The 15,584-nt window shown below is 46.2% G+C and carries 9 protein-coding genes; 7 read left to right on the top strand and 2 right to left on the bottom strand.

Annotated features, from left to right (window positions below; genetic code table 11):
• Window positions 1-144: 144 nt before the first annotated feature.
• From R6H26_RS16585 to R6H26_RS16575, 3 genes are read left to right on the top strand one after another with little or no spacing between them, the layout of a single operon-like run.
• Window positions 145-2,259 carry a hypothetical protein gene (locus R6H26_RS16585; protein WP_404783862.1) on the top strand — a complete coding sequence of 705 codons (2,115 nt, stop codon included), beginning with the start codon at window positions 145-147 and terminating at the stop codon, window positions 2,257-2,259.
• 15 nt (window positions 2,260-2,274) lie between these two features.
• Window positions 2,275-3,864, top strand: coding sequence for an ArnT family glycosyltransferase (locus tag R6H26_RS16580; protein WP_404783860.1), 1,590 nt, complete (start codon window positions 2,275-2,277; stop codon window positions 3,862-3,864).
• Window positions 3,865-3,876: 12 nt separating this feature from the next.
• Window positions 3,877-5,967, top strand: a complete 2,091-nt coding sequence (locus R6H26_RS16575) for a hypothetical protein (protein WP_404783858.1) — start codon at window positions 3,877-3,879, stop codon at window positions 5,965-5,967.
• Between the two features lie 154 nt (window positions 5,968-6,121).
• On the opposite strand, the gene R6H26_RS16570 is transcribed toward R6H26_RS16575, so the two are convergent.
• Window positions 6,122-7,660, bottom strand: coding sequence for an ArnT family glycosyltransferase (locus tag R6H26_RS16570; RefSeq protein WP_404783856.1), 1,539 nt, complete (start codon window positions 7,658-7,660; stop codon window positions 6,122-6,124).
• A gap of 46 nt (window positions 7,661-7,706) precedes the next feature.
• On the opposite strand from R6H26_RS16570, the gene R6H26_RS16565 reads away from it, so the two are divergent.
• The 4 genes from R6H26_RS16565 to R6H26_RS16550 all read left to right on the top strand — a co-directional run bounded on the left by R6H26_RS16565 (window position 7,707) and on the right by R6H26_RS16550 (window position 14,671).
• A complete protein-coding gene (locus R6H26_RS16565) occupies window positions 7,707-8,654 on the top strand; it encodes an RsmB/NOP family class I SAM-dependent RNA methyltransferase (RefSeq protein ID WP_404783854.1) in 948 nt (315 codons plus the stop codon).
• Window positions 8,655-9,556: 902 nt separating this feature from the next.
• Window positions 9,557-9,916: a hypothetical protein gene (locus R6H26_RS16560; RefSeq protein ID WP_404783853.1), complete on the top strand. Its 360-nt coding sequence runs from the start codon at window positions 9,557-9,559 to the stop codon at window positions 9,914-9,916.
• Between the two features lie 88 nt (window positions 9,917-10,004).
• On the top strand, window positions 10,005-12,110 hold the full coding sequence (locus tag R6H26_RS16555; RefSeq protein ID WP_404783851.1) for a filamentous hemagglutinin N-terminal domain-containing protein: 2,106 nt from the start codon (window positions 10,005-10,007) through the stop codon (window positions 12,108-12,110).
• 5 nt (window positions 12,111-12,115) lie between these two features.
• Window positions 12,116-14,671: a CHAT domain-containing protein gene (locus tag R6H26_RS16550; RefSeq protein WP_404783850.1), complete on the top strand. Its 2,556-nt coding sequence runs from the start codon at window positions 12,116-12,118 to the stop codon at window positions 14,669-14,671.
• Here the strand turns inward: R6H26_RS16550 and R6H26_RS16545 are convergent.
• Window positions 14,668-15,438 (bottom strand): MBL fold metallo-hydrolase, encoded by a 771-nt coding sequence (locus R6H26_RS16545; protein WP_404783848.1) that lies wholly within the window; start codon window positions 15,436-15,438, stop codon window positions 14,668-14,670. The two genes, R6H26_RS16550 and R6H26_RS16545, sit on opposite strands and share 4 nt — an antisense overlap.
• Window positions 15,439-15,584: the final 146 nt, after the last annotated feature.

Raw genomic sequence — 15,584 nt, 5'->3', positions numbered from 1 at the left:
TAAAATAGACAACACTTTCGTAGGGAAGCGACAGGACTTGATATTATTTGATGGGTTCTCTACGAAACGCTGAATTAGCGTCCGTTCGCGATCGTTAGAAATGGCTAAAGTCAGGCCAAAGAATACTTGCAGCATTAAATAGACATGAGAATAGAAAATCTCCAAAAAAATAGAACGAAACTTTATGTCAATCTATTTTTGCTAACTCTTGTAATCTCGATTATCTATATCACTACAAAGAGTTATGTAAGCCAAGAAAAATTTATTTATTCGTGGGACTATATTGGCTATCAAAAAAGCACCGACATATTAATTGGGGAGTTTAAGAAATCTTTTTTGAAGGGGGTTTTGGAATTTATTAATGCGCTCTTTGCCGATTACTCTAAACTATTTTGTCTCCCAATTCTGCCATTCTATTTAGTATTTGGAACATCTAGATTCTCCTTCATATTTAGTCTGGCTATTGTTTATATCTCATCGTTTAGCTTAATGATGGGAGTTATATTTAGCAATCTAACGCTTAAAAAGCGCTGGCTTGCATTTTGGCTGGCAACCTTTATAACTTTAATGACTCCAGCTGTGTGGATTTCTGTCTTGAGGGGATATCCAGATATTGGGGGAGTGACTCTCTTTATGGCTGGGATATTGGTGTATTGGAAAGATACAAGCTTGAAACAAAAAGGTCAGCCTCTCAAAATTGCAGGGATAATGTCGGTTTTAGTTGTGTTTCGGAGACATTTTGCCTATGCATTTAGAAGTTTTATTATTACAATCATACTTCAGAGTCTTATAGCAATAGGACGCAAGAAGATACATCGTATAAACGAGTATAAGCTCGATCTGGAGATCATAAAAAGAGCTATACTTGTATTAATTTTATTTTTGATATTTTCTATTCATTTATCGATTAAAATATTCTATTTCAACTATAGAGAACTTTATTCTTCCTATGAAGAATCGATATTAAAAAATATTGAATATTACGCCGGATCTTTTGGACTGATATTTATATTATTAGCGGCGATCGGATTTATTGTCGGTCTGCGCCAGAAGGGATTCGATTCTAAGAAACTAGGTTTTCTGGGTCTATTAGGTATAGTGACTATCTTTCAATGGGTGTTTTCGTCAAAACAGCTTGGCGTTCACTACGCGTCGCATTTTCTCCCATTTATGATTTTAGGGATTAGTACTTTAATATGGTCGACGGATAGTACATTTAAATATGTAGGAAATAAATTTAGATATTATTTTGTAGCAATCGTTATTTTATTTGAAGTATTTCTACTAGCCCTTAATTTTAATATTGGATTAGGTCATGTAAGTCTTGTAATTCAACCTTTTCAGCAACTGTTGGCTAGGCGCGAGGCTCCATTGATTCGCTCCGATTATTCTGAAGTGGTTCGTTTGATCGAGTATCTTAAAGAGAACAGCGGGCCAGACGATTCCACGTATATTGCAGCTTCTTCCTATGGAATCTTGAATAAAAGCATCATAGAAGAAGGAGAGAAAGAATTATATAAAGAGCAAAAACTAAACATTATCCGTACCTCCGATATTGATTCCCGCGATTTCTATCCCCTCAACGGACTGCTGAATGCCCGTTACATTGTTGTGACAGATCCAATGCAATATCACATTAATCCAGAGCAGCAAAAAGTGATTACCATTGTGGGCGATATGTTTAGAAATAAGCAATCGATCGCTCAGGATTTCGAACAAGTTTCGGAGCAATTTTCCTTTCAAGAAGGAGTAACGGCCTATCTTTATAAACGAGTTAAACCTACATCGCTAGAGACAATCTTCAGCACTCTCCAATGGATGGAGCAAAAAATCGATCGTAAGCCAGGGCGTGAAACCGATTGGCTGACCTTAGAATCGGGCCAATTGACTGTAATTGAAAGAGATGCGCTCTTTAAAACGGCCCATGTTTCTCCTCTATCTGTGAAAAGTCGATCTCCAGCCTCCCTTTTATACTTTGGCAAACTTTTTCCTAAAACAAGGATAAACGGACAAATTAATATAATGTCAAACTGCTCTCAAAGCGATCCAATTCTACTGCGCTCAAAAACATTGGATATCAACAGAAATACAATTGAAGAAAAGTATTTAACTTATATTCCAACAACTAAAGTCCCGTTTGCTTTGGAGCTAAACGGAGAAAACGCGCGGTTCCTGGAATTAAATTTGGAATTTAAAAATAGCACTAAGACACAAAGATACTGCACGATTTCATTGAATCATTTAGTCGTATCAAACTAAAATTAAATGCGATTTTTGAGCAAAAAATACTATTTAAACTATCTCAAAAAAAATGAATTAGCTTTTGTTCTTCTATTATGCGGCATTGGGATTTTATTGCGAGTCATATTATTTGGAGAGATTCCCCCCGGACTGAATCAAGATGAAGCGGCAGCAGGGTATGAGGCTTACTCCCTCCTTTTAACGGGTAAAGATAAGTGGGGCAATATTTGGCCGGCATACTTTATCGCATGGGGAGCAGGGCAAAATGTACTGTATTCCTATTTATTGATTCCAGTCATTCATTTCTTTGGGCTAACGGTAGAGGCTGTTCGTAGCGTTAATCTTATTTTTGGGATTTTAACCATCCCTTTGCTATACGAATTCACGAAAAAAACTGTTTCGAGAAAAATAGCCTGTATTTCTACTTTTTTGTTAGCTGTTAGTCCTTGGCATGTGATGCTATCTCGATGGGGTTTGGAATCTAATTTATTACCTTTCTTTGTCTTATTGGGCTTTTATACTGTTCATAGAGCCTTGTCTTCTAAAGCTTCCTTGAAAGAGAGAGCGTTTTGTTTGGTTCCTTGGGCGATCGCACTGTATGCCTATGGCACATTCTACTTTATATTGTTCGGCATATTTTTATTGCTATTTAAATACTACAAGCCATTGATTTTAGAGAAGAAAAGTCAATGGCTAATTTCAGTCATAATTTTTGCCATTACATCTTTGCCGATCCTCTTATTTACAGTCAAGAATTCAATATTTAGGAATGGTTTATTTTTTGAGAAATATTTGCCGTTTAGCATTCCTTTGCTCACCTCTACACCTTTCAGGGCAATTAATCCTCAAACTAATCTTGAATTTATATTTAATGGTTTTCAGGATGATAAAATCTGGAATCGAATTTCAGGGCTTCCTCCAATTTACATGATTTTATTTCCATTTCTTTGTATAGGCATTAAGATTCTTCTGGATGAATGGAAATCAAAAGCTAAAGCTAGTTTGCTTTTAGTATGGTTATTTTCCTGTTTGCCGATGGTATTTATATCTAGCTTAAATATAAATCGTGCTAATGCTGTTTTCATTCCTGTATTGGTCATTGCTGCGATTGGATTTGAAGGTCTTCTTGAGGGGATAAAAGATATCGATTTAAAGAAAATCTTGAAAAAAATAATTACAATCTGGGTTTTAGTTAGCAGTTTTTTGTTTGTCACAAACTATTTTTTCTTTTATTCTTCGACTGCTGCGATCGCATTTAACTATGGCTTAGAGAATGCTTTCGATCGAGCCATTACCCAATCTAGGCTATCTGAAAAGATTCTTGTGACGGATCGGATTAAATTACCCTATGTATATGCATTGTTTTTTACTCAGTATCCGCCTGCTGATTTTCAAAAAGATAGTCAATATAGCCTTGATAAAGATGGAATCTATAATGTTAGGGATTTTGGAAGGTTTTATTTTGATAAGAACGATCCCGATCTGAATCGAGATCGATCGTTTATTTTTCTGCAAAGAGTTGGAGAAGAATCGCTCTGCAATAAGAATGTTATCTTATACAGCCAAAACGACTGGATCGTAAAACGCTGTTTTGTGAATAAGACCGACGATCGTCAAAAATAGTTCTAACCATTCATGTTTGTTAAATCGATCGAGAAATATATTAAGCCGATAGATATATTATTCTTTATTCTGCTGATAGCTCTTTCAGTGACGATTACTTTTTTCTACGTGTCTAAAGAGCAATATTTTTATTACTGGGACTACTCGCGAAGCTCTGAACAAATTAGCGACTTAATTACCTCTTTTGAGAAATCTCCTTTTGAAGGTATTGGATTATTCATCATTTCTTTATTTGACGATTATACCCAACTTCCTTCTCTTCCAATGCTTCCATTTAGAATAATATTTGGCGAGTCGCGTCTTGGCTTTATTTACAGTTTGGTCTTAGCCTATATCGTTCCCTTTTGTTTGGTCATGGGGACAATGCTGTCCAAAGCGATCCTCTTTAACACGAGGTCTGTATTTTGGACAGCTTCTTTTTTTACGTTGCTCGTTCCTCCAGTTTGGATTTCTGTGTTTAGAGGATTTCCTGATATTGGCGGTTCGACCTTGATATCGTTGGCTATTTTGACCTATTGGCAGAATTCAAGTCTTAAAAATTCTCGTCAGAGATATTGGATCGCTATTCTATTTGCAATAACGGTTCTGTTTAGACGTCATTTTATATATAGCATTCGAGCATTTGTCATTGCCGTTTTTATTTATAAAATATGTGAAATTTTACTTAAATACAAATCGAATTTGTCTCGGGCTTTAAAGTATATAACAATATTTAGCATTCGATTGATTTATGTTTTAATTTTGTTCGCAGCTTTTGCATTTATTGTGATTCTAAAAGCGCTCTCGATCAACTACCGTGTTTTATATGCTTCCTACGAAACATCGGTAGCATCTAATATTCAATATTATGCTCAGTCTTTTGGATTAATTCTCTTGAGCTTTGCTCTGACTGGTTTCGTGCTGGGCTGTTTAAGCGCTTTAACGAGTCGAAGACGAATCAATTTTCTGGCTCTATTTAGTGTTGTTTCTATATTTCAATGGATTTTCTTTGCCAAGCAGATTAACGTCCAGTATGTAACTCATTTTCTTCCGTTTATTGTTTTTGGAAACTATATCTTGATCTGGAATCTATTTAAAAGTTTATTCAAGTCTTGGTCAATTATTGTTTTAGCGATTAATGCTTTTATATTAATTCTTAATTCTATTTTTGCATTCTCTCCTGTTATTAAACTATCTTCTGGATTCTCATCTTTTTTCTCGAAACAAGAACCCCCATTATTTCGGAAAGATTACTATACGATTAAAACTCTTGTAGAATTTCTTAGAAGCAAAACCTCTTCTGAGAAAAGGATTTATGTTGCGGCCTCTTCTTATAGTTTGAATTATAGTGTATTTACCGTTGCCGAACAACAGCTATTTGGGAAGTCTATCCTTCCCATTGCTCGCAACGCAAATATAGATTCGAGAGATTTTTATCCCCTGAATGGGTTGTTGCAGGCTCGTTATGTAGTCGTCGCTTTCCCTTTTCAGTATCATGTCGATCCGAAAGAGCAAACGGTTATAAAAGTTGTCGTGGATGCATTTACGCAAAATTGGGCGATCGCCCAGGATTTTGCACCGCTCCCCGCCAAATTTAAGCTAGAGAATGGCAGCACAGTTCGGATTTACGAACGCATCCGGCCTACATCCTTTCCGACGATACTTGATACGCTTGCTGCGATGCGATCGCAGGTGTCTCGCGTGCCGGGACAAGAGCCCTTTTGGCTGGATCTGAAATCGGGTCAGCCGAGTGCAATTATAAAAGACCCGCTTGTAAAACTAGTCCAGGTTTTACGCCTGCAAATTACGAATCGAACACCCGCATCCTTGCTTTACTACGGAAAAATTCCAAAACAGGCAAAAGTAACGGGTCTGTTATCCATCTCTAAATGCCCCAACTCCTCCGAGCCGATATCCTTAAAACTATCAACCTTAGATAAGGATGGAAAGGTTCTTTTGCAGACCATCGAATCTGTGTCGAATTCCCAACTCACGCCGTTTGAAATCAAAATATCTGCCCGGAATGCTTCCTACATGAAGCTGAACCTGATGGTCGAGTCCAACAATCCAGCTTTAATCTTTTGTCGTGCTGAACTCAATCTCCTCAATGTTTCTCCGCAGTAAAGCCATTGCTTTAGGCTAACCTATCGGCATCACGCTCATTGCAGGACGGTACGAAGAAACTGCGTTTAAGGACGGCGATCGCCCTATCTCCCAAACCTTTCCCGCCCTAGACCTCACTGCCGCTCAGGTTCTCCAAGTCGACAGGCAAAGCAACTCACTTCAATGATTTAAGAACGTAGCGAGTCATTTTTTCTTTCTCGTACCGTTTGACGTAATGCTGGCTCAGATAGGGTTCTAGCGCGGCCTGCACCTTAGGATAGCGACCCAACAATACCTGTTCCGGTCGATAGGTTTGCAATATTCTCGTCAGTTCTGCGTCGCTCAGGCTGCCCGAGGCGATGCGTTTGGTTGAAAACACGGCCAGCTCTGGCGGGACGTTGAGACCCGCGTAGAAAGCCGCAATAGGTAAATCCGTAAATAACCAACGGGTGGGGGATGGCAATGCCCGCACCTGCCGGATGACTTCAAGTTTGGGTTTGGATTCTGCGACAAACTGATGGTTGAGGTATGCGTTGACTGCGAGTTTGACGGGCGTCAGGGCGATCGCAAAGATTAAAAACCCTGCTGCAATGCCCTTTACTGTGGGATGTTTGAGCGTTCGCCAATGGAAGTTTCGATACCATTGCTTTTGACGAAAGAACGAAAAGGCTTGAGTCAGGCCGTAGGTCGCCAGCCAAACGACTGGAACCGAGATTAACGGGTAATAGTGATACCACAGGGGTTGGTAGTAGGCCAGCCCCATCCAAACGCTGGCTAGCCAAACTAAGGGCAGTAGGGGCCACGAGGGTCTCTGTTTGAACAGCAGATAAACCCCAACCCCGGCCAGTAGCGTATAGTCCAGATCCTGGGCCAGAAACATGAGCAAGAGTAGCCAACTGGGTTCGCGCTGAAGGCTGACTTGGGACGCCCCGTCAAAATGGGTGCCCAGCACTTGATCCAGGGGCAGCGAAGGGGTCAACTGGCCGATGACTAGAACCGTCAGGGCACAGGCGGCTAACCACACCAGCCCCGAGCGGAGCCGACGCGCCTTGAACTGTTGCCAATCCTGAAGGGAAGAGCCTGCCGCCAAATGCAAAAAACAGGCGGGCAGCAGTAAGGCTGTGTAGAGCTTAATCTGGAGCGACAGACCGAAACAAATGCCAGAGGCAATCAGTCCCAGATTGTTCCAGAGGATAGGAGCAATGGTTCGAGGTTTGGAGCCGATAGCGCTGCCGCTTTCTCGGGGGAACGACACCCGCATGAGGAGGTAAATAGCCAGCATGACCAGCGCAAGCGCGGGTAGTCCTTGCATGACCGATACGCTCAGGCGCAAAAAATCTAGGGTCAGCCATAGGCCAACCGTGCCCAATAGCGCAAAGCCAGGGCCAAGGATGAGCGCCAGGGTATTGAAAAATGAGCCGACCAGAACCGTCGCAAATCCTAAAACGAGCAGCCGAGCCGCTACAATTTGAGGGCCAAATAACTTCAGCCAGCCTGAAAGCAGCAGGGTTAATAAGGGCGGCTGATCGTTCCAAATGGGGTCGTAGAGCTGATAGCCTTGACCGTAGAGGGTAGCTTTGGCCAGTTCGATGCCTTCGTCGGGGTCAAACTGAAGGGTGTCGGCGATGGGCATGACCCAAAGGGCGATCGCAAAAAAGAGCAGAGGCACCCCTAGGGCCAAAACAGAACGCGGCAGTCGCTCGAGGTGGATCAAGATAGCGTATCTCAGATTAAAAAACTTTTGTTTATAAAGGGTTTCAATGCCGTCTGCGTCTCAGTTGCTGCTTAAGCTCAGCCAAAAGCTATTTGACGATGCCTTGGACCGAAACGCTTTTGTCCAGGCGCTGGTCAACCCTCAACCTTACCCATCCTGTATTCTATGGCTGAAACCGCGTCCTGAGACGATGCCGTTTGTAGTAGAGCCGCCCTTACCTTGGCAGCCTGAGTTTGTCGATCGCCTGGCGGTGGGGACTGCCCCTGGCGCTCATCTCCTCCACGAAGCGGGGCACTATTATTGTCTCGATTTTTCGTCGGTGTTTGCGGCTTCGGTGTTGATGGCGCTGCCGAACCGTCCGAGGGTGACGATCGATGTCTGTGCTGCGCCGGGGGGCAAAAGTATTTTTGCTTGGCGGTTGCTCGAGCCGGAGCAGCTGATCTGCAATGAAACCATTGGCAAGCGGGTGGGGATGTTGATTGGCAATCTGAAACGGTGCGGGGTGAGTCCGGCGATCGCCCTCAGCACCGATCCCAGTCATTTAGCCTTGCGGCTTCCCCAGACGGCAGATTTGGCGGTCGTGGATGCGCCTTGTTCCGGGCAGTCGCTGTTGGCAAAGGGCGGAAAGGCGGAGGGGTGTTTCCATCCGGTTACGGTCAAGCAAAACGCCCAGCGTCAGAAACGGATTTTAGCGAATGCGGCTCAGTTGGTGGCTCCAGGTGGATATTTGGTTTATACAACCTGTACTTTTTCCCCCGAGGAAAACGAGCAGGTGGGACAATGGCTGTTGCGCAAGTTTCCGCAGTTTGAGCCGCGACCTGTAGAGCATCTGGCTGCCTACCAATCGCATTTAACTGACATTCCTTGTTACCGAATCTGGCCCCAGGCGCAGTTGGGGGCGGGAGCGTTTGCGATGTTGTTGCGCAATACCGCTGCGGGAGAGGCGCTACCTTTACCAACAGAGCAGTGGCCGGGATGGCGTTGGGCGGCATAGCGTGAATTTTTATAAATTTTTATAGCAATTAGGCTGTTTATGAAGATACTTACAATGTATTAATGAGGCTGTATATTTATGTTTTGGCTTTACGCTGCTCCAATCTCCACGCACGTATTGGTTAGTCAAAGTCATATGTGTCGATCAATGAACAAGAGCGATCGTCCATCGACGTTGGATGAAGCTTTAGATACATCAGGATCGTTTAATTTAGTTCCGCAAAGAAAAGTGTTATTCCAATCTGAGTCACCTCTTATTACTAGTAAAGCTAGTACGATTGAGTTTTCAAAGAGCCACTTTCAAAATAGTTCGGGATTGGATTGGCAAAGCAGATTTGACCTTCACGAATCGATTACTCTTGATAAGAGTACTTCAATACAACCTGTAAAGTCACGCTCAACAACTGTAAGTATTTCATTCTGTGGAGAGTGTGTTTCCACTGGAGGTGTTCGAGGAAAATTTGTATTTATCAATCCAACGACCAGAATCTGTAAACCTTGCTAGTTAGCTTGAGCTTGGAAAATTAAATTTTTTACCAGGCAAGCGCAAGAAAAAAATGATCACTATGTGCGTTGTTTGAAACATATTCAGCCTAGCTCTAAAATAACGATTTTAATATATTTTGTCAATGGGGGCTACCTTACTAACTCTTGCGCTTAACCTACTTCAGTCATACTTGAGGTAGGGGGGTCAATAATGTTTCACAATACTGCTGTGGAGAAGATATTACTTTTGCCCACAGAACAGTAGCCAGAATAGCGGTGGGCAAAAAGCATGAATTTTTATAATAAGCTGCAAAAAAATAACTTTTAGCACTGATAGCTCCCGATGGAGCAGGTAATAATATCTAGGTTCTTGGGCTTGAAATTTTTTCAAACAAATCAGCACTTATGGAGTTAATAATGACAGATCAGCATTTGAGCGTAGATGAAGCAATCGAGACAATGCCTAAGACGGAAACAAAGGCTTTTTTAGAAGCTCAAGTCCACCTTGCTTTTGGAGACAATGCAAAGGCAATAGAGATATTAAAAGCTTATTTTGCTCAAAATCCAGATGCACTTAAAAAGGTCGAACCTCAATTTAGTTCGCTATCAGAATCCATTAACACTGCTACTTTGCAACCTCAAGATCTCCTAAGTCAAATTCGACCTATTCAAGAAGCGCTTTCTGTCAATGGATGTGGGGAGTGCTCTATACCCTCTGGTCGAGGGTATTGGATTTACAGTGCGATCCAGAAGAAATGGATTTGTACCCCTTGCTAGATTTGTGGATTGGGTTGCCGTTTAGCCTTTTGCAAAATTAAAGCGGAAGATTAAATAAAACAAAAGTGATTTTGTGGAATAACTAAGCATGCTAAGTCAACGCGGTATTTTTTCTGCTGGGGCTGTACTGGCTGGCTTAATTCATGTTACTGGAGTTATGCCTTGCTATGCAGATATCCAACCGGACAATACCGTCGGAACTCAGGTAAGTGCTAACGCTATGGAGCAGCTCTTTCAAATTTCAGGTGGCAGTTCTATTGACCGAAATCTGCTCCATAGCTTTTTGAATTTCTCAGTTAAAACTGGGTGGATTGCTAGATTTCAGTTGCCAAACAATACCAACATTTTGAATGTTATTGCCCGTGTTACTGGTGCTGATGTCTCAAACATCAACGGCACCCTCGCAATTGACAATGTAGGGTACCCAGTTAACTTATTTTTAATTAACCCAAACGGTATAATTTTTGGCCCTAATGCAACCTTGGATCTGAGCGGTTCATTTATCGCCAGTACCGCAGAAAGTGTTAATTTTTCAAGTGGCTATCGCTTTGGCATGAAGGATTCTGCTTCCCCATCTTCAGTGCTGACCTTGGGAGTTCCAGTTGGCCTACAGTTTGGAGCGAATCCAGGCCCCATTGTGGGTCAATTTACAGAGCCTGGATCTGGATTAATTCTCGCCTCTGAAAAGCAAACCTTGGCTTTGGTAGGGGGAGCCATAAGTCTACAAGGGCATCAAGTTGACCGATTGAATCGGTTTGACATTCCTAGTATCCTAGCTGCTTTTGATGGACGGCTGGAGATTGCAAGCGTTGGAGAAGGAGCCACGGTAGCGCTTAATACTATAAGTGACCAACAGAGCTTGGTGCTAGATTTCTCTAAGGTTAACAACTTTAAAGATCTCGAAATTGGAAATGGCCTAATTTTAGGCAGCGATTTTTCGGATATTTTTTTACAGGGACGACAAATCCGATTGTCGGACAATGTACAGGTGAGCGGGCCGATAGATCCTGGATTGAAGCGTGGCTTTGTGTCTATTAATGCTTCAGAATTTCTGGAGTTAGTAGACAGTAATATCTCGCCAGTAACATTCAGCTCTACTGCACAAGGGAGTATAAAAATTCAGGCAAAGCAACTTTTTTTAAAGGAAAACTCTTTCATTAATGCCTCAACAAATGCTGAAGATGCTTTTAATCTCGGTCAAGCAGGGAATATTTCGATTCAAGCTGATCGAGTTTTTCTGGATCGGCAGAGCCTAATTTCAACCTCTTCTTTTTCATCGGCATCGGCTGGCAAAATCGAAATCAACGCAAAAAGTCTATCGCTGAATCAAGGATCGGAAATTTCAAGTTCTGTTAGTGGAAATGGAAGTGGGGCAGCTGGAACTATAGAAATTTTTTCTCGATCAATTGTGCTGGATAATAATTCGTCAATTCATGCGAGTTCTAACTCTGGCATAGGGGGAGATATTCAGTTGACATTAAGCGATTCCTTAGTGCTTCGCAACCAAAGCAATATCTCAACCTCTAGCACCACAACAGGCAATGGTGGCAACATCAATATTCTGGTAGGTGTTATTGCTGCTGTTCCCACAGAAGACAGCAACATTAGTACTGATGCAGTGTTTGGCAATGGTGGCAGTATTAACATTACGACTCAAGGTCTATTTGGAATCTACCCCAATACCGAAAATTTTCCTGATTCCAGCGATATTACGGCTCGCTCTCGATTTGGCGTGGATGGAACGATCGATACCAATATTCTTTCCACAAATCCGGTCGTCAATTTTGCGGTTCTCCCCGCAGTATTAGATCGGAAAATCCTTGAAACGACCTGTTTCGACAGCCGCCGTAGCGATCGCGATAGTTTTATCTACTCCGGTCTCGGGGGCTTGCCGGCCACGCCGTCCGACCCAGCCCAGAGTAGCGGTATCTGGCAAGATCTGCGTCCCGCTCCAATGCCCAGTTCTCAGGAGAATAGCGGCGATCGCCGCCCGAGCAATCCACCTTCAAGCGCGATCCCCACAACCCCCATCGTTGAAGCGCGGGGATGGGTTTTCGGGCCGAATGGCTCGGTGCGGTTGGTGGCCAATTCTGCCAATTCTACTCATCCTGCCCACTTCAGCCAGACTCAGCCCTGTCAGACAACCCAGGGCCCCGATCCTAACGAACCGCTAATCTCTGCTCCTGGCAGTTGAACGCTATGAAAGGGCAGAAAACAAGGTTTCGTCGGTGGCGCGCGGGAGCGATCGCCTTTTGGATCGGGCTGCTGCTGTGGATGGGGCTGCATGGCGCGGGGGCGATCGCCCAAAATGCTCCTGCAATGGTAGATCCTCAGATCCAGCAAGGTCTATCGCTCTATCAAAGCGGCAACTTTGATGCTGCCGCTCGAGCGTGGGCGCAGGCCGCCCAGCAGGCTCGGCAAGAGCGATCGCCGATCGCTGAAGCCCTCGCCCTCAACTATCTCGCGTTGGCCTATCAGGAACTCGGTCAGACCGATACGGCACAGGCTTCCCTCGACCGAGGGCTGAAGCTGGTCGCTTCGAGCGCTGGAGACAGTCGTGCCGCGCTCGCTCGGCTGCTCAATACCCAGGGCAGTCTGCAATTGGCTCGGGGCAAACCGGAAGCGGCCCTGGCAAGTTGGCAAAGTGCGGCAAAAGCCTACCGCCAACTCGACGATCGCGCCGGAGAGGCGGGCAGCCTGATCAACCAAGCCCAAGCAGAACAGACCCTCGGCTACTTTTTGCGCGCCCGGAATACCCTGAGCCTGGCCGAACAGCTCGTTGTTCGCCAAGCGGACCTCGACCTCCGCCTGACCCTGGCCCTCAACTTAGGGCAAATGCTCACCAACATTGGCGAGTTCGATCGAGCCAATGCAGTTTTGACCTCAGCTCAGGCGATCGCCCAACAAAACAACATCGGTCAGCAGGCTGCTGCGCTGTCCATCCAGAAAGGCAATTTAGCGTACCTGCAACGGGCGTTTTCTCCGGCCCTGGAGGCCTACCAACAGGCATTGCTTCAGAGCGATCGTCCCGAAACCCAGCTCGACGCCAATCTCAATCGCCTGCGCGTCCTCATTGCCCAGCATCAATGGCCAGCCGCTCAAACCTTGGCAGCGGCACTCGCCCCCGCGCTCGATCGCCAGCCAGCCAGTCGCAGAAATCTCGTGCAGCGGCTTCAGCTTGCCGACAGTCAGCTCGACCTCTATCTGGCCGCTCAAACACCATCTGCCTTGGAAATTGCCCGAGGACTCCAGCAAGCTATTCAGCAGTCCGCCCAGCTCCGGGATTTGCGCCTAGAGTCTTTTGCCGTCGGCTATTTAGGCCGTCTTTACGAAAGCAAGCGGCAGTGGCAAGCGGCAGAAACCACCACCCTTCGAGCCTTCGATCTGGCCAAGCAGGCCCGCTCCGATGAAAGCTGCTACCGCTGGAAGTGGCAGCTAGGTCGCATTCTGCGCGCCCAAGGCAAAACAAAACCCGCCTTGGCCTTCTACCGCGAGTCCGTCGATATTTTGCAAGGACTGCGCCAGAACTTGGTGGCGATCGGCAGCGACTTGCAATACTCCTTCCGCGATCGCGTGGAGCCGGTCTACCGCGAGTACGTCGATTTATTGCTCCAATCTCGCGGCGGTCGGCCCCCCGCCTTAGAATCTCTCAAGCTGGCACAACAGGCGATCGAGTCCTTGCGCCTAGCCGAACTGTCCTATTTTCTCCGTTCGTCCTGCCTCGAAGATCGCCGTCGCCCCCTGACCCATCAGATTCGGCCCGGTACGGCGCTGCTCTACCCGATCGTGCTAGAGGACCGCATCGCAACGCTGCTGAGCCTGCCGGATGGCTCTTTGCATTTGACGAGCCATGCCGTAGCGGCGGCAAAGGTGGAAACCCTCGTAGAAGAACTGCGGGTTGCTTTGGAAAAACCCTATACGGCGCCGGAGGGAAAGACGCTGGGCTTGGAGCTATATCGCTGGCTTGTGGAGCCTGCGGAGGCGTTGCTCGCGCAGCAGCAAATTAAAACCCTGGTGTTCGTGCCCGATGGCGTTCTGCGAAATATTCCCCTCACCACCCTCTACGATGGCAAACGCTTTACGATCGAGCGCTATGCCGTGGCGATCGCCCCCAGCCTCCAGCTCGTGACCCCCGATTTGAATCCCACGGGCCCGAGCCGCAGTATTGTCGCGGGCCTGTCGGACAGCCGCGCCGGGTTTGCCCCCCTCGCCTTTGTGCCGAGCGAACTCAAGGCGATCGTGCAAACGCTGCCGGGAAACGTGTTGCTCAACCAGCAGTTCACCAGTCAGGCGATCGCCAATGCTGTGGACGAATCCGAGGCCACGGTCCTGCATTTTGCCACCCACGGCCAATTTAGCTCCAACGTGGATGAGACCTTCATTTTGGCCTGGGATAAACCCATTACGCTCCACGAACTCAAAGATCTGATCGAAAAACGCCAGCAGCCCTTTCGCAAAGCCATCGACCTATTAGTCCTGAGCGCGTGCGAAACTGCCGCTGGCGACAAGCGGGCCGCCTTAGGGTTGGCGGGCGTGGCGGTTCAGGCGGGCGCCCGCAGCACCGTCGCGACGCTGTGGACGGTCGATGACGAGTCGAGCAGCCTTTTTATGAAATACTTTTACGACGCGCTGTCCCAACCCGGCACCACCAAGGCCGAAGCCCTGCGGCAAGCCCAGCTTCGATTGCTTGAAGATCCCGACTACCGCCATCCGTTCCACTGGGCCGCCTACGTGCTGGTGGGCAACTGGATTTAACCCATCACCTGGATGACGGGTCCCTTCGGTAAGCTGCCCGGACTGAGGCTGAGGGTCGTAACCTTGCCCCGCCGGATGCTGGTGCCCGCCATGACTTTCAAAAAGTTATCGACGGGCTGAAGCTCGCAGAGGGCCGGATCCGCCGCGCCTGTCTTGTAGTGGGTTGGAATTACTAGTCTGGGCTGAAGGAGGGCGATCGCCCCTTTTGCTTCTTCCGGCGTATAGGTTTCGTCCGTGCCTCCCACTGGAATAAACAGCACGTCCGGGGTACCCAGCAAGATTTTTTGTTCGATGTTTAAGGGAGAAGCAATCCCCCCTAAATGTACCAAGTTGAGGCCGCCCTGCTTCCACTTCCAGACCGTATTCGTACCAAACCGATACCCATTCTGGCGATCGTGGAGGGTGCGAATGCCTTGAAACTGCAATCCATTGGTCTGATACGGTCCCGGATCGAACAACAGTTTCGGTCTACCGGGCAACCCTTCTACCACTCCTTCATCGAGCTGGCGACTGCTAATTAAGACCAAGTCTGCTCCCACCTTGGGGGCTGGCATCTTTGCCGTACACCCGGTCGGGCGAAAAGGATTGACCAGAACCCGCACGCCGCTCCCGCTCATGAGAAAACAGGTATGTCCCAAAAATTGAATGGTAAGCGACTGGGCAGCGTCTGCCTTAGGGGTATACCAACGATCGACCAAGCCCATCCCAAGGCTAGCAATAAGGCCCCCTTGGGCGTAGCGCAGCAACTGCCTCCGTCTCATAGTCATGCGTTTCGTGTTCCTAATGGTGCAAAGTCTAAGGGGTTCGAGGTCTGAAAACCGCCGCTGCGACGCAGCGCTGCGGCTCAAAATCTAGTATTGAGTGTACCTGCCAACGGCACTTTCCTCAAAAAGACCTTTAGATCGAGCCTTTG

This window comes from Altericista sp. CCNU0014, assembly GCF_044923475.1.
Lineage (GTDB): Bacteria > Cyanobacteriota > Cyanobacteriia > Thermosynechococcales > Thermosynechococcaceae > JAAURS01.
Note: the sequence above shows the minus strand (reverse complement) of the source record. Positions and strands in the feature narration are given on the sequence as shown.